The following is a 21,183-nucleotide window of genomic DNA, read 5'->3' on the forward strand; positions in this document are numbered from 1 at the left end:
GCGCGGCCCGTCAGTGCAGGGCGAGCGAGGCGCCAGGGGCTTCGCCGTCCGGAACGGTCGCACCGGATGCAGACAGCCCGAGTGCGTCGGCGGCACGGTGGATGCGGAGCTCGGCCTCGGCGGCACGCCCCTCGAGGGCCTCGGCAAGGCGGCTGCCGGCCTCGACTTGGTCGCGCAGCGCGCGGATCTCAGCCTGCGCCTCCGAAGCAGCGGCCTCGGCTTGGTCCAACTCCGCACGCATGGCCGCGTTCTCATCGGACAGGGCATCGAGCAGCAGGCTCATCTGGGCTGCGCGCGCCTCGGCGTGCTCCGAGCGCTCGTTGGCTGCCCGGACGCGCTCGACGACCAGCGTGAGCAGCCCCAGCAACTCCTGCATCCTGGCCTTCATTGCGGGTCTCCAGCACTCCTCGTTCTCCATGACACGAGCGCCGTGTTGCGGCCAAGCTGTCGCCTCAAAATCGCGCTTTAGCGCCGGATTGGGTTGCACTGCGGCGTCGAATGGCTAAGCTTCTGCTGTGCTCCGGCGCTTTCGAAACCGATTCGATGGGGATCGGCGATCGGGACGATGTATCCGAAGCAGCACCGCGCCGACCGGCGCCGCGCGATCCTGGACCTTAACTTTCGCCAGGCTCGCAACCGGCCTTTTTGGCTGAAATCACCATCCCGACGCGTCGGATGAAACCCGGCGCGCGCAACAAGCATTAACGCTCACCGCCCGAACGCGTCCGCGAGTTTGGGACGACCTTCGCGCGCGACATGCGTGTCGCGAGCATTTCCGAAGCACGTGCTTTGAAACTCACCGACGGTGCTTCGGCGTGAGGGGAGAAGCCACGAGGCACATTCGCCGGACGGGTCACGACCCGCCTCGCCACTGTATCCGCGTTTCAGAACCGCCGAGACTTCCCGAACCAAGGAGCCCCCATGCCCCTTCATTCCCGACGTCTTCTGTCCAAGGCAGCGCTCGCCATCGAGGGCCGGATTTCGATCAAGCAGAACACCACCCGCGACTGGCCGCGGGACCATGCCCGCCTGCGGGTGCTCGAGCGCAGGGGCAACCTTCGCTGGGTCGGCACGCAGGCCGGCCCGCATCTCGGCGGCACCTACGCCGTCTGGCAGATCACCGACGAAGGCCGTACCCGCGTGGCCACCTGGGAGCCGGACAGTATCGAGATCGGCTGATCCGGCCGGATCAGGCCGGCGCCATCGCGGGCGTCTTGACCGGCGAGGATCGGAAGAGGGCCGTGCAAGCCGTGTCGCGGTGCATGCTGAGGATCGAGGCCCGGTCGAGATCCGGGTTCTCGGCGAGCACGCGGCGGACGTCCTCGACGACCTTCTGGTAGCGCACCGGATCGTAATCCTTCTCCAGCGGGCTGACGGCGATATAGGCCTCGACGACGAGAATGCGTTCGCAGCGATCATGGTCGAGTTCGACCGCGACCCAGGCGGATTTGATCAGGCGATTGGCAGCAAGCATGGGCAGACCTCCGAATTGGGCCCACTTCTGTGGCGGGCTCGTTTTCGGAGCATGAACCCTGCCGGTGCAGGTGCCAAGGCCCGCGAGCCGGCCGACCCGCCGAATTCGCGAATCACCTCGTCGGCACAACGAAAACGGCCCGCTTCGAAACGCGAAGCGGGCCGTTTGCTGCAATCCGGGACGAGATCAACGGGCCGGAACCGACCTTACCTGGTTGAAGGCGACGACGTTGTCGTTGCTGGACCCACCGTTGTCCCGGACGGCGTCGTCCTTCGCCGCGTTGCCCTGATTGATCCAGCGAACCACCTTGTCGTCGCTATGTCGGCCCAGGCGGCGGCTACGTTGGCGCGCGGCCCAAGCCGGTAACGTCTCACTGTGTCGCATCGGTTTTCCCCTCAAGTACGAAAAGGAGAAAGCACGCAGGCCAACAAGTTTCATCACCCATTTGGGGGATGCGGGCGCACCATGGACGTGCATCGGGCCATCAAAACCGCCTTGCGCCAACGATTTGCTGCCGAATTCGGCGAGCGTGTTCGCAACGGACACTGTCCCGCGATCAGCGGCGGTGACGCGTGATGCCGAAGCGTGGACGGCCCGACCGTCTGAGCTTGGACAGAGCCGACGGTCCGCCGCGGAAATAATCCGGAATCATTGGCGGCGTAGCGTCAAATCACGACGCGTCCCGAGATCCCCCCAGTCGGGTCGTGGAGTGGTCGGCGGACCCGACGAAGCCCCGGCTTCGCCGGTCCGCCGACTCCGCTTTTCAGCCCTGCATCGCCGCATCGATCCCGGCCGATCTCAGACCTGCTCTCGCGCAGAAGCCTGATCGGGCCCGACGGACGGTTGGTCGCCTCAGGCGCCCGGTGCTTCTTCTGACGTTAGTCCGAGTCTCCGTCCGGCTCCGCTTCGATCGTCAGCGTGTCGAGGGTGAAGGTGCCGTCGTCTTCCAGAGCGAAATAGCTGCGCACGGATTCGGGCGCACGCTGCTGCAGGCGGCGGATCGTGTCGGCATCGTCGTCCAGCGTTCCCATCCGGGCGATCCAGCTCGCGTAATCCAGACGCAGGCGGCGCAGCGTCTCGTGGCCCGGCACGAAGCCGGCCTGCGCCAGCATCGCGCGCCATTGCGAGGGTGCGTAATTGTGGCCATGCGAGGGGTCACGCAGCAGCTCCCAACTCTGCAGATGCGTGTCGAACAGCGGGTTCTCCGGCGCGGCCGTGTCGATCATCACGAGCCGGCCCCGCGGAGAGAGCACGCGGCGCGCCTCGGTGAGCGCGGCGACGAGATCGGTCCAGTGGTGGGCGCTGAAGCGCGACACGACGAGGTCGAAGCTCTCATCACGGAAGGGCAGGGCCTGCACGGTGCCCTGCTGGGTGCGGATGTTGGCGAGGCCACGCCGCACCGCCTCTTCGGACACCGCCGACAGCATCGCGGGCGAGAGATCGAAGGCGGTGACGGAGCGGACATGCGGCGCAATGGCGTAGGTGGCATGCCCCCCGCCGCAGCCGAGATCGAGCGCGGCGGCGTCCGGGGTCGCGCGGGCCAGCTCGGCGAGCTGGGCGAGATCGTCGCCGGCGGCATGGGCCGCGCTCGTCACGTAGTCCGCGGCGCGGGCTTCGAATTGCCCGGTGACGTTGGCCTCATGCCCTGCCATGGCCTGCTCCTCAGGTTTTCGGGATCTCAGCCGCGATGAGTTCCGGCAGAGGCGCTAATCGCGAGAGCCGGATCGCGATCAGCAATGCCAGAACGTAGAGCCCCGCGAAGAAGCCCGCCACACCGGGCCAGCCGGCATGGGCGAAGAACCAGCCCCCCGTCGTGCCGAGCACCGACGAGCCGAGATAGTACAGGCAGAGATAGATCGACGAGGCCTGGGCCCGGTCGGTCATGGCGCGCCGCCCGATCCAGCTCGAAGCCACCGAATGGGCGCCGAAGAAGCTCACCGTCACAACGACGATGCCGGCGATGATCAGGACGAGGTGCGAGGACAGGGTGAGCGCGATGCCGGCGAGCCCGAGCAGGATGGCGAGCCACAAGACCCGGCGCCGCCCGAGCCGGCTGGCGATCTCGCCGGTGATGGCCGAGCTCGCGGTGCCGGCGAGATAGACCACGAAGATCGCGCCGATCGCCGTCTGGCTGAGCGAGTAGGGCGGCTCGAGCAGGCGGAAGCCGATGTAGTTGTAGACGCAGACGAACCCGCCCATCAGCAGGAAGGATTCGCAGAAGAGCCAAGGCAGCCCGGCATCCTTGAAATGATGCCCGAAGCTCGCCGGCACCTCGCGCCAGCGCATACGATGCGCGTTGAAGTGCCGTGAGGCGGGCAGGGCGAACTGGAAGGCGAAGGCCGCCAGCAGCGCCAATCCGCCGATCAGCCCCAGTCCGAGCCGCCAGGAGGCATGGTCGGCGATGATGCCGGCGATGAGCCGGCCAACCATGCCGCCGAGCGCATTGCCGCCGATCAGGAGGCCCATGGAGAGGCCGATGGCGCGCCCGTGCATCTCTTCGCTGAGATAGGCCATGGCCACCGCGGGCAGGCCGCTCGCGGCGATGCCGGTCAGGGCGCGCAGGACGAGGAAGCCATGCCAGCTCGGCATCATCACCGCGGCGATAGTGAGCAGGGCGGACAGGAACAGCGAAGCCGCCATCACCGGCTTGCGGCCCCAGACCTCGGAAAGCGGGCTCACGATCAGCAGCGAAATCGCAAGCGTCGCGCAGGGCAGGGAGAGGGCGAGGCTGCTCTCGGCCGGCGAGACCGAGAAAGCATCGGCGAAGACCGGCATCAGCGGCTGCACGCCGTAGAGAACGGCGAAGGTCGAGAAGCCGGCGGCGAAGAGGGCGAGGGTGGTGCGACGGAATTCCGGCGTCCCGGCTTCGATCAACCGGTGCCCCACCTCTCCGTCCATAGCCTCAAAAACCCTTCGTCCGCGTCGCGTCCCGCGCCCCAGCCAGAGCCGGACACGGTCATCGGTATAGGACTCAAATGTTTCCCATACCCGTCACGGTCAGGTGAGGACGCACAGATCCGCCCTGTCGCATCCGCATGCGAAAGATCCCGCCCGCATCGGCTGCGGACGGGATCCGGTGTCTCAGCGCGGCGGGGGCGGCGGCGGTGAGCCGCCCTGCTGGCCCTGGTCTGCCTGCTGCTGCAGGAGCGGCGTGATCCGGCGCACCGTGACGCGGCGGTTCTCGCGGTTGGCCTCCTGCGTGTTCACCTTCAGGTACTGCTCGCCGTAGCCCTGGGTGGTCAGGTTCTCCGGCGGCACCTGGAAGTTCTGCGTCAGGATGGTGGCCACCGACTGCGCGCGGCGGTCCGAGAGCGAGAGGTTGTCGATGTCGGCGCCCACCGCATCGGTGTAGCCCTCGATTAGGAAGACCTCCTGCGGGTTCGCCTGCACCGCCTGATTGATCGCATCGGCGATGTTCTTCAGCTGGCGGCCCTGCTCCGGCGTCACCGTGAACGAGCCGGAGTCGAATGTGATCGTGTTGATATCGACGCTCGGCATGCGGGCGCGTAGCTGCGGGCTGTAGCGCACCTGGTCGAGTGAGTAGCGCCGGTCGATCGCGGTCACCGGCGGCGCCGTGAGCGCCCCGTAGACGGCGCGGGCATCGGCCCGGTCGTAATCGACCACGTAGCGGTCCCGTGGGATCCGGATGTCCGGCGGCGGCAGGTCGACCACGTCGTCGTAGATCGGACGCGGGCCGCCGGGGCCGTAGCCGTTGTTGATGATGATCACCTCGCGGCCGTCGCGGAAGCGGCGGTAGCGCCGGACGAGGCGGCCGTCGTCATCCACCACGGTGACGATCTGCTCGCCGCCGGGACGATCGATATAGCTGTAGGTCTCATTGCCGCGCCGCTCGCTGCGATAGGCGCGCCGGTCGAGGTCGCGGAAGCGCTCGTTCTCGTCGTGGCGGATGTAATAGTTGTCGCGGTCGCGCACGATGATGCGGCCCGGCTCGCGGTAATAGTTGCGGCCGTCGACGTTGTACTCCTGGCGGTCGCGGCGGATCCGGTCGTAGTCGCGGATCTCGTCGTCCTCGCGGCTGTCACGGAAGCCGCCAGGGATATAGCCGGGGGCGCCGGGCCGGTTGAAGCCGCCTCGCCGGTCGTCGCCGTATCGCCCATCGCCCCGGCGGTCGTTGTCGAAGCCAGGACCGCCTCGACCGTCACGGCCGACGCCGCCCGGTTGCTGCCCAGGTTGGAGCTGGTTCTGCTGGAGCTGATTGGGCTGCTGGCCCGGCTGGGTCTGGCCCGGCGGCAATTGGCCAGGCTGCTGCTCACGCCGGAACTGGTTCGGATCCTGGCCTGGCTGGACGCCCGGCTGGGCTCCTGGCTGACCCGGCGGGGCAGCGTTCGGCTGTTGGCCCTGCGGCGTGAACGGCCGTCCCGGCACGCCTGGACGTTGGTTCGGGGCCGCGGGCGCTGCGCCGGGTGCCGTCCCGGGCTGCGTAACACCCGGCTGGGTCTGGCCCGGCGGTGTCACGGCATTCGGCTGCGCCGGTTGCTGACGGTTCTGCTGTGCGGGCACCTCCGGACTGGCCGGACGCTGGGGCTGCGGCGTCGTGGGTGGCGTGGCGCCCGGTTGCGTCGGCGCATCCGGTGCGCGGCGCTGGGCCGGTGCAGGCGCCGTCTGAGGCTGAGCAGCCGGTGGTGTGGTCGGACGTGTCGGCGCCGTGCGGGAGGGCTCCTCGCTCGTCGGTGGCGTCGGCCTGGTTGGCTGAGTGGGCGGGGTCGGCCGCTCGGGCGTCTGGCGCTGAGCCGGCGGGGTAGCACGCTCGGGTGCTTCACGGGCTGCCGGAGCCTGCTTCGGCTCGGGGCGTTCGCGTGCAGCCGGCGCTTCAGGCTTCTCGCGAGTTGCGGGCGCTTGCCGCGGTTCGGGACGCTCGCGGGACGAAGGCGCCTCCGGCCGTTCGCGGGCTGCCGGGGCCTGCCGTGGCTCGGGGCGCTCACGGGCCGCCGGCGCTTCGGGACGTTCACGGGCTGCGGGAGCCTGTCTCGGCTCTGGACGTTCTCGGGCTGCCGGCGCCTCGGGCCGTTCGCGGGCCGCACCGCCGCCCCGCTCGCCCGCGCCACCACCGCGCTCAGCTCCACCTCCGCGACCGCCGCGTGGACCTTCCTCGCCAAGCTGTGCCAGCTCCATCCGTGCAGAAGTGCCCTCGTTCGGTGAACGCGCCTGCACCGGCACGGCCAGAAGGAGGGTCGGCAGCATGGTGCCTGTCAGGAGCAGCGAGCGGGTCATCCGCATTCAGTGAGCCTCGTCCATAGTCGTCGAAACGCGATCGGCGGGTCCGAACGGCGTCGGGCCGATATGGTTCCGAAAACCGAGGCGTCAAATCGCAGCGGAGCGCCGTCCGGCGCCGCCGAACGACTTCGCTTCCGACGAAACTCTTTGGTGTCAGATAGTTAGAGTACCCGTAAGACGGGTGGCTCGCGCGACGAATTAGGCTGCCAGTGCCAAGGCCGAATCGGCCTTCAGGGCGTCCCGGTCCGAGCCGGTATTGGGATCATCGACGGCTCGATCACGCGCACGGCCGTGCGATCCGCATTGGCCTTGGCGACCGCCGCCGAGGCGTCGGCCGGACCGGCCGTCCCGGTGGCGGTGACATCGCCCGCGGTCTCGCCGGTGGCACCATTGCGGCTGGCCGCGTCGGCCGCCAGGGTCGCGGCGGTCTTGTCTGCCCGTCCAACGAGGGTCAGGCGGACCTTCGGCGGCCGCGACAGACGCTCGGCCTGCATCGGGGTGACGAAGATGTCGCCCTTGTGCCGGAACAGCATGCTCTCGGCCTTGGCGAGCGACTGCGCCCAGCCCTTGCCTTCCTGCTTGCAACTGCAGCTCGGCTCGAAGCTGGTGCGGAATTTGAAGGCGGTCGCCAGCGCCGTGTAGGCACGGTTGCCCTTGACGGTCGCCGCCGAGCGCAGGGCCTCGTCGCCCTCCGGCATCGAATAGGCGACGGCCTGAGTGCCCGGGCAGAGCGCCTGGCACATCTCGTCGGCCCCGCCCCGCCCGTCGGGTAGGTTGTTCATCGGGAAGTAGGAGCCGTCGCAGGTCTTGACGCAGATGACCTTGTGGCCGCCGCGCGCCGTCTGCTGGAGTGGCGAGCCGTCGGATGGCACGTCGAGCGTGTTCGTGCAGGCGGTGCCGATGGCGGCAACGAGCTGGCGCCGACGGGCCGCGACGACCTCGCCATTCTGTGCGCCATAGCCGGCATTGAGCGCCTTGATGCGCTGCTCGACGGCACCGCACTGGGGCGGGCGTGTATCGAAGAACAGGAACCGGCCGCCTTCGCAGTTCAGCGAGCGGTAGTAGGATTGAAGCCGGCCGATCTCGCTCTGCAGGGCGCGTTGCGTGGAGCCGTTATCGGTCAGGCTTGCGAGCTCGGCCTTGTAGCGTTGGCAAGCGTAGGGGTTCGCCGAAGCCGGCAGCACCGTTCCCAGCGTGAGCATGGCAGCCACGGCGGCGACGTGGCGACGGAGCTTCGAGGCGATCAGCGGCATGGCAGGAACGCGATGAGTGTCACGGAAAGGCGGTACCGGCTCGTTAGGAATCGGGGCGCAGCCGTGTCGACTGGCATACTTGTTAGCCCCCCTCGCGCGGCGGCGACAGGCACACCACATCGTTACGGCCAAGTTTGGGAGGGAATGGTTCGATGATGTGGCGAACGGGCACCATGCAGTTTGGAATGGCTCTGGTCACGGTGGTGGGCATGGCCGTCTCGACCGCGCCCGCTCGGGCAGACGACCCCGACCGGATCTTCGACAAGTCGACGGTCTGGCGCCCTCTGACGCCCAACGACAAGCTGGTCGTCTACGGGATCGACGACCCCGCCGTGGGCGGCGTCGCCTGCTGGTACACGCAGCCGGAGAAGGGCGGCATCAAGGGCACGCTCGGGCTCGCCGAGGACGTCTCCGACATCTCTCTCGCCTGCCGCCAGACCGGGCCGGTGCAGTTCAAAGAGAAGTTCAAGCAGGGCGAGGTGGTGTTCAGCGAGCGCCGCTCGCTGATCTTTAAGTCGATGCAGATCGTGCGCGGCTGCGACGTGAAGCGCAACACGCTGATCTACATGGTCTATTCGGATCGGGTGATCCAGGGCTCGCCGAAGAACTCGACGTCGGCCGTGCCGCTGATGCCCTGGGGCACTGAGCCGCCGCCGAAATGCGCGGAGTTCGTCAAAGGGTGATCAGGCCACGCGTGCCGATCATTTCCGTCATTCCGGGTCCCGCTTCGCGGCTCCGGAATGGCGTCAATCACTCGTGCGATTGAAAATTCAATCCTGGCAGGTGATGCGGATCGGGCGGTCGGCGGCCTGCCGCACCGGGATCGCGTCGATGGCGCCCGTATATTCGTCGCGCTCGGCGACGCCGTAAGAGGCGGCAGAGGCGAAGCCCTGCGACTCGCACCAGGCATTGGCGACGACCTGACCACACTCGCTCTTGCCGTTGGTGAGGCACTCGCCGGTGCCGTAGCCATCGTTGGACGGGATCAGGAAGGCCTTCTCGACATGCTGGGCAGCGTTGCCAGTCTCATCGGCAAGAGCCGGTGCGGTTGAGACCAGGGCAAGTGCGAGGAAGGCAGCGGCCTGAAGGCGCATGGTCGGGACCTCGAAAATCGGATGACGCGATTGCGGAGTGTTCTGACGGCTCGGTAAACAAAGGCTTCACGCTGCCGCTCACAGTCGAGTGAGCGGCGACGATCGACCGGCAGGTTGTCGAATCGATCACGCTTTTGGGGTACCGGATGCGGGCGGCCCAAACCGTCGCCCTTGCGCCACAGCCGGCTCGGGGCAATGGGGCGGGACGAAGGCGAACGAGACCGTGCCGCGAGGCCGGCCGGACTCGGAAAGCGTCAGGACACAACGGGATAGGGGCCCTGCCCGGCGCCGTCGGCGATCGGGGAGGTGGCTCCGGACGAAATGGACACCGATGGCGCCGATGTTGCGGCTCTACAACACGCTGACACGCGAGAAGACGCCTTTTGCGCCGATCGATCCGGGCAATGTGCGCGTCTATGCGTGCGGCCCGACGGTCTACGACGCGGCCCATATCGGTAACGCGCGGCCGATCATCGTCTTCGACCTGCTCTTCCGGCTGTTGCGCCACCTCTATGGTGAGGCACACGTCACCTACGCCCGAAACGTCACGGACGTGGACGACAAGATCAATGCGCGCGCCGCCGAGCGCGGCATCACGATCCGCGAACTGACCGACGGCACGCTCAGCGTCTTCCATAAGGACGTTCGCGATCTCGGCGTGCTGATGCCGGAGGACGTGAACGTGCCGGGCGAGCGACCGTGCTTCCTCGAGCCGCGGGCCACCGACCACATCGCCGAGATGATCACCATCATCGAGGGGCTGGTCGCGGCCGGACATGCCTATGTCGCCGAGGACCACGTGCTGTTCGACGTGCCCTCGATGCCGGATTACGGGAGCCTCTCGAAGCGCCCGCTCGACGAGATGGAGGCCGGTGCGCGTGTCGAAGTGGCGCCCTACAAGCGCTCGCCCCTCGATTTCGTGCTCTGGAAGCCTTCGAAGCCGGGCGAGCCGTCGTGGCCCTCACCCTCGGGGATCGCCGCACCTGGCCGCCCGGGCTGGCACATCGAGTGCTCCGCGATGTCGTGGAAGCATCTGGGAAAGACCTTCGACATCCATGCCGGCGGCATCGACCTGATCTTTCCGCATCACGAGAACGAGGTGGCTCAGTCGCGCTGCTGCTTCGACACACCGGTCATGGCGAACGTCTGGATGCACAACGGCTTCCTCCAAGTGGAGGGGGAGAAGATGTCGAAATCGCTCGGCAACTTCATCACCATTCGCGAGGTGCTAAACGACTGGCCGGGCGAAGTCGTGCGTCTCGCGATGTTGAAGACGCATTATCGGCAGCCGATCGACTGGACCGTGCGGGGGCTGGAGGAAGCCAGCAGGACGCTCGACCGCTGGTACGAGATCGTGGGCGACACTTTGCCGGCTCGTGACGTGTCGGCTGCGGTGCTGGAGCCTCTTCTCGACGACCTCAACACGGCTGCGGCTCTGGCCGAATTGCATCGCCTCGACGATCCGGCCTCGTTGAAGGCCGGCGCGGGTCTTCTCGGCCTGCTCGGGCAGACCAAGAGCGACCGCGCCCAGGCCAGTGTCCAGGCGGCTGGCATCGACGTTGCGGCGGTCGAAGGTCTGATCGAGGGGCGCCGCGCGGCGCGAGCGGCCAAGGACTGGGCCGCCTCCGACCGGGCACGCGACGCCCTCACGGCGATGGGCGTCGCGGTGAAGGACAGCAAGGACGGCACGACGACGTGGAGTGTCATCAAGTAGGCGGTCGTGCCACACCCGGCGTTGCGGGGGTCGCAGCGCGATGACGAAGGAGGGCGTTCTTAGAGCCGCTCCCTGACCAGCGCCTCTCCCTCCGGGGAGGGCGCGCGTTTGGCCACCGCATCCCGCAGCATCCCGACGACGTCAGCCGGATCGGTCGCGACGAGGAAGGCCGGATCCAGCCCTGGCCGCAGGAAGCCGTGACCGCGCATGTGATCGAGCAGCGTCAGCAGCGGGTCCCAGAAGCCGTTGATCGAGAGCAGCAGGATGGGCTTGGCGTGCTGGCCGAGCTGCGCCCAGGTCATCTGCTCGATCAGCTCCTCCAGGGTGCCGATGCCGCCGGGCATCGCCACGAAAGCGTCGGCGCGATCGAACATCAGCTTCTTGCGGGTATGCATATCGCCGACGACCACGGTCTCCTGGATGTCGTCGAGCATGCGCTCGCGCGACTTCAGGAAGTCCGGGATGATCCCGGTCACATGGCCGCCGGCCTGCAGAGCGGCATGGGCCACAGTGCCCATCAGCCCGACATTGCCGCCGCCATAGACAAGGTTGATCCCCGCCTCGCCCAGAGCGCCGCCGACGGTGACGGCCGCCTCCTTGAAAGCCGGGTCGCCACCGAAGCCCGAACCGCAATAGACGCACACTGAATTCAGTTGCACGCGCCTGCCTCCCCCCATCCCGTGAGATCGGCGCCAGTCTTGGCCGCCGCGAGATCCCAATCCTGCTGGGACTGAACGGACGAGATCCGCCCAACCCCTCGGTATTCGCCCCCTTGGGCGCTCCCGTGCCTTGGTGTTCCTGTCATGTTCAGTAATATGCCATGAGATTTAGACGGGTTGTCGACAGACCCGCGCGGGCAGCGGCATCGCCGCGGCTGGCTGAGGGAGTGGAGCACGATGACGGCGGGTATGGGACGGATGGTGGCCCTCGCCGGCACGGGTTTGGTGGTCGGGCTCGCCATCGTCGCGACATTCTTTGGCGGTGGAGACCTTCTGAAGCGCATCCGGGGTGCCCAGTCACCGACCGAGACATCCCGATCGGCGGCCGACCTGCCGAAGACCGGCACCACCACCGCGCCCAAAGCTCCCGGTGACCAAGCCGCCATCGAGTCGGGCAGGGATGCTCTTGCCGGTCCCGGCGAGGCCTCGCAAGCGGAAACCCGCCAGGGCGACGACAAGACGCCGAAGTTCGACATCCTGCGCGTCGAACCCTCGGGCGACGCGGTCCTGGCCGGCCGCACCACGCCGAAGGCGGCGATCGAGCTGCGGCGCGACAACCAGACCGTCGCTCGCGTCATCGCGGACGAGTCCGGCCAGTTCGCGATCGACAGCCTCTCTCTCCCCCCCGGCAACAGCGAGTTGACCCTTCGCAGCACCACGCCCGACGGCAACATCGTCGAGGGCAAGGCGAGCGCAGTGGTGGTAATCGACAAGGACAGGAAGGCGCAGCCGCTCGTCGCCGTCAGCGAACCCGACAAGCCGACCCGTGTCCTCTCGATGCCTGGTCCGGTCGCCGAGGCCAGCAAGGAGGCTGCCGAGGCCTCGGGATCGAATGCGACGCCGCCCGCCATTCCTTCGCAAGAGGATGCGGCGTTGCCGGGAGCGGCCGCCTCCGCGCAGGCCGCACCGGTGAAGATCGTCAGCGTCGATGCGCAGGACGGCGGACGCCTGTTCGTTTCCGGGCAGGGCGCCGCCTGGGCCTCATTGCGCCTCTATCTCAACGATACTTTGGTCGCCTCGGGGAAGGCCGGCGCGGATGGCCGCATCGCCTTCACGATCGGGCGCGGCGTGAAGCCCGGCGGTTATCAGATCCGGCTAGACCAGGTGGAATCCGACGCCGGCAAGGTCGGCAACCGGGCGCAGGTCGCCTTCACCTTCCCAACGCAGCTCGCCGCGAAGGAGCCTGGAAAGACCACATCGAAGGATCAGGCCCAGCCCAAGGCGAAGCCGGCGGCTCCGGCGACGGGCAGTGCGGAGAAGCCGGCATCTGCGCCGAAGACCGCGGCCGCAACCGAGACACCGAGCGTGGCCGGGGCAGGGCGCCCGGACAAGACGATGCCGTCTCGGGAGGCCAACCGTCGCACCGCCGAGGCCCTGGCGCCGACGCTGCCCGACGCAGCCAAAACCCCGGCAGCCGACGCCAAGGCAGCAACCGCCCCCTCATCCGCGCTCGGCTCCGCCAGTGCGCCAATGGAACTGGCTGAGAAAGCCGCACCGGCCCCGTCCGACCAGGCCGCCGCCGTGTTCGTTCCGGAGATCGAGACCGCGAAGATCATTCGCGGCGACAATCTCTGGCAGATCAGCCGGAAGAGTTACGGCGACGGCAAGCGCTACACGGTGATCTACGAGGCGAACCGTGACCAGATCCGTGATCCGAACCTGATCTATCCCGGCCAGATCTTCGTGATGCCGAAGGATGCGCCCGCGGCCGACCAGCAGGCGCCGAACCGCGGCTGACGGCTGCCGCATTGCAGGGCTGAGCCTCGCGGCGGCTGCGCTCTCGCGTGACCGCCCCTATATGCGGGGCCAACCCCCGCCTCGTAAGAACGCTTCCAAATGACAGCTTCCCCCGCCCCTGCGGCGGAGAACGCCCCGGCCGCGCAGCAGCGACCGGGGCTGCTCGCCACCTATCGCCGACTCTGGCCCCATCTCTGGCCGGCCGGAAGGCCGGACCTGCAGCGGCGCATCTTCATCGCCTTCGCGCTGATCCTCGTGGTCAAGCTCGTGACGATGGTGATGCCCTTCACCTTCAAATGGGCGACGGACGCCCTCGTCGCCGCCATCGGCGGCAATCAGGCCGGGCACGGCGAAACGGCGTCCACCGGCATCTGGGCGATCCCAGCGGCGATGATCGCCCTCTATGGCGGCTCGCGCATCGCGATGGCGGGGCTGACACAGATCCGCGATGGGCTGTTCGCCAAAGTGGCGATGCACGCCGTCCGGCGGCTGGCGCTCCGCACCTTCGCGCACATGCACCGGCTCTCGCTGCGCTTCCATCTCGAGCGCAAGACCGGCGGCCTCACCCGCGTGCTGGAACGCGGCCGCTCCGGCATCGAGGAGCTGTCGCGCCTCATGGTGCTGACGCTGGTGCCGACCATTGTCGAGCTGGTGCTGGTCCTCGGCCTGCTCACCTGGGAGTTCGACTGGCACTACTCGGCGGTCGTCGCCGTCACCATCGCCGCTTACCTCGTCTACACATGGAAGGCGACGGAGTGGCGCATCGGCATCCGCAAGCGGATGAACGCCTCCGACACAGACGCCAACACCAAGGCGGTCGACTCGCTCCTGAACTACGAGACGGTGAAGTATTTCGGCGCCGAGGCCCGCGAGACCGAGCGCTACGACGTCTCGATGGCGAAATACGAAAAGGCATCGACGCAGACCTACGTCTCGCTCGCCGTGCTCAATGCGGGGCAGGCGATCATCTTCACCCTCGGCATGACCTGCGTGATGTGGCTCGCCGCGCGGGACATCATGGCCGGGCGCGCCACGATCGGCGGCTTCGTTCTGGCCAATACCATGCTGGTGCAGCTCGCCATCCCGCTGAACTTCGTCGGCATGATCTACCGCGAGATCAAGCAAGCACTCATCGACATCGACGACATGTTCCGCATCCTCGACCAGAACCCCGAGATCGCGGACCGGCCCGGCGCGCCAAGCCTCGCCATCGCAAACGGCAGCGTGCGCTTCGAGGACGTGCGCTTCGCCTACAACCCGAGCCGACCGATCCTGCGCGGCGTCTCCTTCGAGGTGCCGGCCGGGCGTACCGTCGCCATCGTCGGCCCGTCGGGCGCCGGCAAGTCGACGCTCTCGCGCCTGCTCTTCCGGTTCTACGAGCCGCAGGGAGGGCGCATCCTCATCGACGGCCAGGACATCGCCGGGGTCCGGCAGGACAGCTTGCGCGCGGCCATCGGCATGGTCCCGCAGGACACCGTGCTGTTCAACGACACCATCGGCTACAACATTCGCTACGGCCGCTGGGACGCGAGCGAAGCCGAGCTACGCGAGGCTGCCCGCTCGGCCCAGATCGATCGCTTCATCGAGAGCCTGCCCGAGGGCTACGACACGCCGGTGGGCGAGCGCGGGCTGAAGCTGTCCGGGGGCGAGAAGCAGCGCGTCGCCATCGCCCGTACGATCCTCAAGGCACCGCCGATCCTCGTCCTCGACGAGGCGACCTCGGCGCTCGATTCCTTCACGGAGCGCGAGATCCAGACCGCCCTTGATCGGGTCAGCCGCGGCCGCACCACGCTGGTGATCGCGCACCGCCTCTCGACCGTGGTCAATGCCGACGAGATCCTGGTGCTCGACCATGGCCGCATCGTTGAGCGTGGAAGCCACCTGACGCTTCTCGGCCGCGGGGGTGTCTACGCCGCCCTCTGGAACCGCCAGCGCCAGGAGGACGAGGCCCGCGAGGCGCTGGAGCACGCGGAGGAAGAAGCTGACGAGGACGAACGCGTTCTCGAGGTTGCGGCGCCTTAACCATATCCGCGGTATCGATGAGCCGACGGCCCGATCTTGGCCGTCGGGAGATTGCCAGCGTGATCCTGCGGCTCGTCGTTACTCTGGCTTTGGCCTGGCTGATGCCGCTCGGTGCCGAGGCTGCGCCCCGTTCGCGCATCGCCAAGGACGACGGTGCCGCGAAGATCGTGCTCTACGACTCGCTCTGCGACGAGGACAACTCGCTCGAATGCCTCATCGCCGAGATCGGCTGCACCGGCCCGGGCGACTTCTTCGCGACGGCGTTCAACCTCGATCCCAAGCAGACGGCTGCCGTGTTCGACAAGGCCGCGGGCAAGGGCAGTGTCTCGGTCGGCGGCCAGAGCTGGTCCCTGCACGTCACCAAGGTCGCCTTGTCCGACTATACCTTCAATTGGGACGTCACCGGCGTCAGCCTGGAGAAGGCGCGCGAAATCTGGGTCGCGATCTGGAGCGCTAACGAGGTTCGGCTCCAGGCGGGACCGAAGAAGGTCACGCTCCGGCGCAGCGATGTCGCCGAGGATGATTTTCGCGCGGTGGTGAGCACCTGCGGGGCGGCGCAGTGAGATCACCGTCACTCCCGATTCTCGCTTTCAGCGAGCCCCGGAGGGACGACAGACGCAGAGCTATTCCAAGGCGCTGATCCCGTAGCGCAGCCAGACCGTGCCGCCGTCGAGCGGCTCGCAGCTCTTCAGCTCCAGCCGGCGGGTTTTCGCCAGAGTCTCGTCTTCCGTGCCCTCGATATCGAACACGGCCGGCGTTCCTTCGAGCCCATCGACGGCGGGCACCAGCAGCAGGCTCAACTCGTCAACCACCCCGGCCTTCAGCATCGAGCCGTTGATGCCACCGCCGCCTTCGAGGAGGAGCCGCGCGATCCCGAAATGGCGGCGCAGCTTCTGCAGGGCCAGCGGAAAATCGACCTCGCTTGCGCCAGCGAGGATGTAGGACTGGCCGCCGGCCCGCAGGCGCCACAGATGGTCGTCCGCGACGCGTTCCGTGAGCACGACGACGACGTGGTCGCCTTCGATGTCGTTGCGGGCACCCCAGTCCATTGCACCGCGGGCATCGAGCGCAACGGCGTAGCCGGAGGCATCCTTGCAGGCGATGTGGTCCTCACGGTCGATCGGCTGGCCGGCATCGGGCTGCTTCCCCAGCGGCTTCGCGCTGTCGGCGTAGCCCTGCATGGTGATGCGGCCGCACATCCAGGCATCGCCTTCGAGGCGCTTGTGGATCGTCTCGTAATGGTCGTCGGCATCGAGGGTCGTCCAGCGCCTCACCTTGATCCGGCCGTCGACCGAACTGGTCATGTGACAGATGACATAAGGGCGTTCGTTGGCGGCCATGCGGGTTCTTTTTCGGGCGAGGGGTCGGAGCCGGTAATTGGGCCGCACACGCGCGATCGCCAGGGCAGGGCGCATGTTTGCAACCCTGCCCATCCGCGCTATCGACGTGCGCCCTCTGCAACGGGCCCATCAAGGGAAACCGAATGTCCGACCTGACGCTCGCCTCGGCCCAGACCCTCGTCGCCACTGCCCTCCAGGTGGCCCGCGAGCGGAACCTGAAGCCGCTCTGCGTCGTGGTCTATGACGGTCGTGGCGCCTTGAAGAGCCTCGCCGCGGAGGACGGGACCTCGCTGCGCCGGGGCGAGATCGCCCGGGGCAAGGCGAACGGCGCGCTGGCGCTCGGGCTTGGATCGCGAGCGATTTCGAAGCGGGCCGAGGAGCAGCCGCATTTCGTCGCCGCCGTCAGCCATGTCGTCGGTCCGGATGCCCTGGTGCCAGTGCCGGGCGGCGTACTGATTCGCGACGGGGAGGGCCGGGTCGTCGGCGCCGTCGGCATCTCGGGCGACACCTCCGACAACGACGAGATCTGCGCCGTCGCCGGCATCGAGGCCGCAGGGTTTCGCGCCGATACCGGCGCCTGAGCCGCGCCGGATGCATCCGCGTCCGTCTCTGTGAGCGCACGGGCATGAGCATCGCCCGACGCTCCTGGCTGAAGGGCAGCGCAGCGCTCGGCCTCTCGCTCGGCACGCCGGCGCGCGCTGGGACGACATTGTATCGACGCGGCAACGATGCCGACCCCGAGACGCTCGATCCGCATAAGACCTCGACGGTGGCGGAGGCGCACCTGCTGCGCGATCTCTTCGAGGGCCTGCTCACCTACGACAATCGCGGCAGGCTGATCCCGGGCGCCGCCGCAAGCTGGACGGTCTCGGACGACCGCCTGACCTATACCTTCACCTTGCGGGACGATGGCCGCTGGTCGAACGGCGATCCGGTAAAGGCAGAGGATTTCGTCTTCGGCCTGCGCCGCATGCTCGATCCGAAGACAGGCGCTCGCTACGCCGAAGTTCTCTATCCGATCCGCGGTGCGGCGGCAGTGAACCGTGGAGAGGCGGCGCCCGAAAGCCTCGGTGTCTCCGCACCCGATACACGCACTGTCGTCGTCACCCTGTCCGAGCCGGTGCCCTACCTGCTCGAACTTCTGACGCATCAGACCTCGATGCCAGTCCACCGGCCGTCGATCGAGTCGTATGGGGATGCCTTCACACGGCCGGGCCGGCTCGTCTCGAACGGCCCGTATTGCCTCGTCGACATGGTGCCGAACGATCGCATCACGCTGCGAAAGAACCCGCATTTCCGGGATGCCGGGCGCATCGCCATCGAGACCGTGGCCTTCATCCCGACACCCGATCTATCCTCCGCTGTGCGCCGCTACGCGGCCGGCGAGATCGACTCTCTGTCGGACCTGCCCGCCGACCAGATCCCTTCACTCAAACAGCGCTTCGGCGAGCAGGTACAACTGGCGCCCGCCCTCGGGCTTATGGCGATCGCGGTCAACACGCGGAAAAAGCCGTTCGACGACGCGCGCGTGCGCCGCGCCCTCTCCCTCGTCATCGACCGGGAATTTCTGGCGCAGGCCGTCTGGGGCGACAGCATGGCGCCAGCCTATTCGCTGTGCCCACCGGGCCTCGACAATTACCGCGATCCGCCGGAGCTCGCTGGTCGCGAGGCGTTGCCGATCGATCGCGAGGAGGAGGCGAGGTTGCTGCTGGCCGAAGCGGGATTCGGGCCGGGCAAGGTGCCGCTGACCGTCGAGTACCGATTCAATACGACGGACAATAACCGCAACACCGCAATCGCCCTCGCCGACCTCTGGCGCGGCATAGGCATCGAGACACGCTTCGTGAACACCGATGCCAAGACGCATTTCGCCTATCTGCGTGATGGCGGCGACTTCGATCTCGCCCGGATGTCCTGGTACGCCGATTACTCTGACCCGCAGAATTTCTTGTTTTTGCTCAGGACGGGAAACGACGGCTTCAATGCGGGCCACTGGTCGAACGCGACGTTCGATGGTTTGCTGAGGCAGGCCGCCACCGAGCGCCACATTGGCAAGCGGGCCGACCTGCTCTTCGATGCCGAGAGGATCGTCTTGGACGAACTGCCCTGGATCCCGGTGCTGCACTACCGCTCGAAGGCACTGATTTCGCCACGCGTTCACGGCATCCATCCGAACCTGCGCAACGTCGCGCCGACGCGCTTTCTCTCGCTGTCATAGATGATCGGGTACGCCCTGCGACGGCTGCTCCAGGCGATCCCCACGCTCTTCGTCGTGGTGACCCTGAGCTTCTTCCTGATGCGGCTGGCGCCCGGCGGCCCGTTCGATCTGGAGCGGCCGCTGCCGGCCGCAGCGATGGAGAACCTCAAGCGCATTTACGGCCTCGATCAGCCGCTGATCGTGCAGTATGGCCGTTACCTGCTCTCGCTCGCGCAAGGCGATCTCGGCCCGTCCTTCTCCTTCCGCGATCTTACCGTGAACGACCTTTTCGCCCGCGGCCTGCCGGTCTCGGCGACGCTTGGGGCATTGGCCCTCGTGGTGGCACTCGCGCTCGGTCTGGCCCTGGGCACGATGGCGGCTTTTCGGCGAGGTAGGCTCTCTGATCGCCTCATCGGTCTCGGTGCTTCCCTCGGGCTTGCGGTGCCCACCTTCGTCACCGCCCCCCTTTTCCAGATCGTGTTCGGGCTGAGCCTTGGTTGGCTCCCCGTTGGGGGATGGGAAGGCGGCAGCCCGCGCAACCTGGTGCTGCCCGTATTGACGCTGGCTCTGCCGCAGGTCGCTGCCGTTGCTCGGCTGACGCGCTCGGCGCTGAACGAAGTCCTGGCCCAGCCTCATATCCGGACGCTGCGCGCCATGGGCCTGCCGCCCTACCGCGTCGCTCTTCAGGCGCTTCGCGGCGCGTTGCTGCCTGTGATCAGCACACTCGGGCCGGTGGCGGCGGCGCTGCTCACGGGTTCGGTGGTTGTCGAGACCATCTTTGGGCTGCCGGGGATCGGACGCTACTTCGTCGACGGCGCGCTGAACCGCGACTACACCCTCGTCATGGGCACGGTCGTGCTCGTCGCGGTGATGGTAGTGATATTCAACCTCATCGCCGACCTGCTGGCCGCAGTGGTCGACCCACGGCTAAGGCTCGGCGCGTGACGGGCACCGATCCGCATGGCGCGTGTTTCACGTGGAACATCGCGCGATGATCACCCTGGCTGTCCCGCGAGGACCGTCTCTCGCTGCCCTCGCCCGGCGCCGCCTCGTCCGCAACCGCCCGGCACTGGCAGCGCTGGTGATGCTCATCGCGGTGGGCCTTGCCTGCCTGCTCGGCCCCCTCCTCACGGGTCATGCGCCAAGCCGTATCTATCCTGATCTCGTCCGCGTGAAGCCGAGCCTGTCTGCGCACCCGAAGCCCGACGCGGTCCGACCCGCCATCGACCGACTCGCCTTCCGCATGCGGCTCACGGTCGAGGAGTATTCGGTAAGCGATCACACGGTCCGGCTGACACTGACGTCCCCGAAGCCGATCAACGAACGCAGCCTGAGCTACTTGCCGCGCTCCGACCTGTTCGGTCCGGCGCGAGTCCTGGAGCGCGCCGAGTATGGCAGGCGTCTTGTCGTCGAGGCACCGATCCAGCGACTCTATTTCCTGCTCGGCACCGACGTTGTCGGGCGTGACCTCCTCACCCGCTGCCTCGTAGCCGGGCGCATCTCTCTGCTTATCGGGCTGACCGCGACGCTCGTCGCGCTACTCGTCGGCGTGGCCTATGGCGCGGTCTCGGGCATGCTCGGAGGGGGGGGCGACGCGCTGATGATGCGTATCGTCGACATCCTCTACGCGCTGCCCTTCGTCTTCTTCGTCATCGTGTTGCTGGTCTTCTTTCGCGCCGGGCTCTGGTTGGTGCTGGTCGCAGTCGCCGCCGTCGAGTGGCTCGACATGGCCCGCATCGTCCGCACGCAGACGCTCGCGCTCAAGAGCCGCGACTTCGTGCGTGCCGCCCACGCCCTCGGGCTGACCACGCCGGCCATCCTCGCCCGGCACATCGTGCCGAACATGCTCGGCCCGATCGTGGTCGCCGCGACGCTGCTGGTGCCGCGAGTGATCCTGCTGGAGAGCTTCCTGTCGTTTCTTGGCCTCGGCGTGCAGGAGCCGGCCACCTCCTGGGGCGTGCTGATTGCCGAGGGCTCGCGCTCGCTGGAATCCGCCCCTTGGATGCTCGGGGCGCCCGCCGGCTTCCTGGTGGTCAGCCTGATTGCGCTGAACGTCCTGGGAGACGGTTTGGCCGACGCCCTCGACCCGAGGCTCAGCGAGCCGAGCTGACTGCGCTTGCGTCGAAATAGCCTTGGTAGACGACGCGGACGGCGCGCCGTTCCTCCGGAAGTGCCGACAGCGGCGCCTCCTTGAGGCCCGACCGCTGCACGAGGTTGGCGGCGGCGCTGACATGGGTCGGCCGCAAGGCCCAGCGCTCGGCTCCCGAAAGGTCGACGACCTCCCGATCGCGGCCCAGCGTGCCATCGGCCGCCTGCGGTGGTGCTGCGGTCAGCCCCAGCGCACCGGTGAAGCCGGCAGCGAGGAAGAGCGTGGTGATCCGGAACGAGGTGGTCATGA

The 21,183-nt window shown here is 67.7% G+C and carries 21 protein-coding genes; 10 read left to right on the forward strand and 11 right to left on the reverse strand.

The window, feature by feature from the left end:
* Window positions 1-10: 10 nt before the first annotated feature.
* Complete coding sequence (locus tag HCU64_RS04390) at window positions 11-388, reverse strand: hypothetical protein (RefSeq protein ID WP_233382534.1); 378 nt, start codon at window positions 386-388, stop codon at window positions 11-13.
* Between the two features lie 533 nt (window positions 389-921).
* Here HCU64_RS04390 and HCU64_RS04395 point away from each other — a divergent pair.
* Window positions 922-1,179 carry a hypothetical protein gene (locus HCU64_RS04395; RefSeq protein WP_233382535.1) on the forward strand — a complete coding sequence of 86 codons (258 nt, stop codon included), beginning with the start codon at window positions 922-924 and terminating at the stop codon, window positions 1,177-1,179.
* A gap of 10 nt (window positions 1,180-1,189) precedes the next feature.
* On the opposite strand, the gene HCU64_RS04400 is transcribed toward HCU64_RS04395, so the two are convergent.
* From HCU64_RS04400 to HCU64_RS04425, 6 genes are all read right to left on the reverse strand, one after another.
* Window positions 1,190-1,474, reverse strand: a complete 285-nt coding sequence (locus HCU64_RS04400; protein WP_233382536.1) for a hypothetical protein — start codon at window positions 1,472-1,474, stop codon at window positions 1,190-1,192.
* 186 nt (window positions 1,475-1,660) lie between these two features.
* The gene (locus HCU64_RS04405) at window positions 1,661-2,020 is read right to left on the reverse strand and encodes a hypothetical protein (protein WP_233382537.1); all 360 of its coding nucleotides are present in this window, start codon (window positions 2,018-2,020) and stop codon (window positions 1,661-1,663) included.
* Between the two features lie 332 nt (window positions 2,021-2,352).
* Entirely contained in the window at window positions 2,353-3,126 is a 774-nt protein-coding gene (locus HCU64_RS04410; protein WP_233382538.1) for a class I SAM-dependent methyltransferase, read from the reverse strand.
* Window positions 3,127-3,136: 10 nt separating this feature from the next.
* A complete protein-coding gene (locus HCU64_RS04415; RefSeq protein WP_233382539.1) occupies window positions 3,137-4,372 on the reverse strand; it encodes an MFS transporter in 1,236 nt (411 codons plus the stop codon).
* A gap of 183 nt (window positions 4,373-4,555) precedes the next feature.
* Window positions 4,556-6,712, reverse strand: coding sequence for an OmpA family protein (locus HCU64_RS04420; RefSeq protein ID WP_233382540.1), 2,157 nt, complete (start codon window positions 6,710-6,712; stop codon window positions 4,556-4,558).
* 227 nt (window positions 6,713-6,939) lie between these two features.
* Window positions 6,940-7,962, reverse strand: a complete 1,023-nt coding sequence (locus HCU64_RS04425) for a DUF2865 domain-containing protein (RefSeq protein ID WP_233382541.1) — start codon at window positions 7,960-7,962, stop codon at window positions 6,940-6,942.
* Window positions 7,963-8,135: 173 nt separating this feature from the next.
* On the opposite strand from HCU64_RS04425, the gene HCU64_RS04430 reads away from it, so the two are divergent.
* On the forward strand, window positions 8,136-8,645 hold the full coding sequence (locus tag HCU64_RS04430; RefSeq protein ID WP_442785915.1) for a CreA family protein: 510 nt from the start codon (window positions 8,136-8,138) through the stop codon (window positions 8,643-8,645).
* Between the two features lie 87 nt (window positions 8,646-8,732).
* Here the strand turns inward: HCU64_RS04430 and HCU64_RS04435 are convergent, their stop codons facing one another.
* A complete protein-coding gene (locus HCU64_RS04435) occupies window positions 8,733-9,056 on the reverse strand; it encodes a hypothetical protein (protein ID WP_233382542.1) in 324 nt (107 codons plus the stop codon).
* Between the two features lie 331 nt (window positions 9,057-9,387).
* Here HCU64_RS04435 and cysS point away from each other — a divergent pair, with 331 nt between their 5' ends.
* Entirely contained in the window at window positions 9,388-10,770 is a 1,383-nt protein-coding gene (cysS, locus tag HCU64_RS04440; RefSeq protein WP_233382543.1) for a cysteine--tRNA ligase, read from the forward strand.
* Window positions 10,771-10,829: 59 nt separating this feature from the next.
* On the opposite strand, the gene HCU64_RS04445 is transcribed toward cysS, so the two are convergent.
* Complete coding sequence (locus HCU64_RS04445; RefSeq protein ID WP_233382924.1) at window positions 10,830-11,423, reverse strand: TIGR00730 family Rossman fold protein; 594 nt, start codon at window positions 11,421-11,423, stop codon at window positions 10,830-10,832.
* 243 nt (window positions 11,424-11,666) lie between these two features.
* Between HCU64_RS04445 and HCU64_RS04450 the strand changes: the two genes are divergently transcribed.
* The 3 genes from HCU64_RS04450 (at window position 11,667) to HCU64_RS04460 (ending at window position 15,811) form a co-directional block, all read left to right on the forward strand.
* The gene (locus HCU64_RS04450) at window positions 11,667-13,226 is read left to right on the forward strand and encodes a LysM peptidoglycan-binding domain-containing protein (RefSeq protein ID WP_233382544.1); all 1,560 of its coding nucleotides are present in this window, start codon (window positions 11,667-11,669) and stop codon (window positions 13,224-13,226) included.
* A 99-nt stretch (window positions 13,227-13,325) separates the two neighbouring features.
* Window positions 13,326-15,248, forward strand: coding sequence for an ABCB family ABC transporter ATP-binding protein/permease (locus tag HCU64_RS04455; protein ID WP_233382545.1), 1,923 nt, complete (start codon window positions 13,326-13,328; stop codon window positions 15,246-15,248).
* 17 nt (window positions 15,249-15,265) lie between these two features.
* Window positions 15,266-15,811, forward strand: a complete 546-nt coding sequence (locus HCU64_RS04460; protein ID WP_233382546.1) for a hypothetical protein — start codon at window positions 15,266-15,268, stop codon at window positions 15,809-15,811.
* A gap of 60 nt (window positions 15,812-15,871) precedes the next feature.
* On the opposite strand, the gene HCU64_RS04465 is transcribed toward HCU64_RS04460, so the two are convergent.
* A complete protein-coding gene (locus HCU64_RS04465) occupies window positions 15,872-16,588 on the reverse strand; it encodes a dihydrofolate reductase family protein (RefSeq protein WP_233382547.1) in 717 nt (238 codons plus the stop codon).
* A 143-nt stretch (window positions 16,589-16,731) separates the two neighbouring features.
* Here HCU64_RS04465 and HCU64_RS04470 point away from each other — a divergent pair, with 143 nt between their 5' ends.
* The 4 genes from HCU64_RS04470 to HCU64_RS04485 are packed head-to-tail and all read left to right on the forward strand — an operon-like array spanning window position 16,732 to window position 20,895.
* A complete protein-coding gene (locus HCU64_RS04470) occupies window positions 16,732-17,169 on the forward strand; it encodes a GlcG/HbpS family heme-binding protein (protein ID WP_233382548.1) in 438 nt (145 codons plus the stop codon).
* A 44-nt stretch (window positions 17,170-17,213) separates the two neighbouring features.
* Window positions 17,214-18,806, forward strand: coding sequence for a peptide ABC transporter substrate-binding protein (locus HCU64_RS04475; protein WP_233382549.1), 1,593 nt, complete (start codon window positions 17,214-17,216; stop codon window positions 18,804-18,806).
* A complete protein-coding gene (locus HCU64_RS04480) occupies window positions 18,807-19,730 on the forward strand; it encodes an ABC transporter permease subunit (RefSeq protein ID WP_233382550.1) in 924 nt (307 codons plus the stop codon).
* Between the two features lie 46 nt (window positions 19,731-19,776).
* Complete coding sequence (locus HCU64_RS04485; protein WP_233382551.1) at window positions 19,777-20,895, forward strand: ABC transporter permease; 1,119 nt, start codon at window positions 19,777-19,779, stop codon at window positions 20,893-20,895.
* Here the strand turns inward: HCU64_RS04485 and HCU64_RS04490 are convergent.
* Entirely contained in the window at window positions 20,879-21,181 is a 303-nt protein-coding gene (locus tag HCU64_RS04490) for a hypothetical protein (RefSeq protein WP_233382552.1), read from the reverse strand. The two genes, HCU64_RS04485 and HCU64_RS04490, sit on opposite strands and share 17 nt — an antisense overlap.
* Between the last annotated feature and the right edge of the window lie 2 nt (window positions 21,182-21,183).

The sequence above is a fragment of the Methylobacterium sp. C25 genome, from assembly GCF_021352225.1.
Taxonomy (GTDB): domain Bacteria; phylum Pseudomonadota; class Alphaproteobacteria; order Rhizobiales; family Beijerinckiaceae; genus Methylobacterium.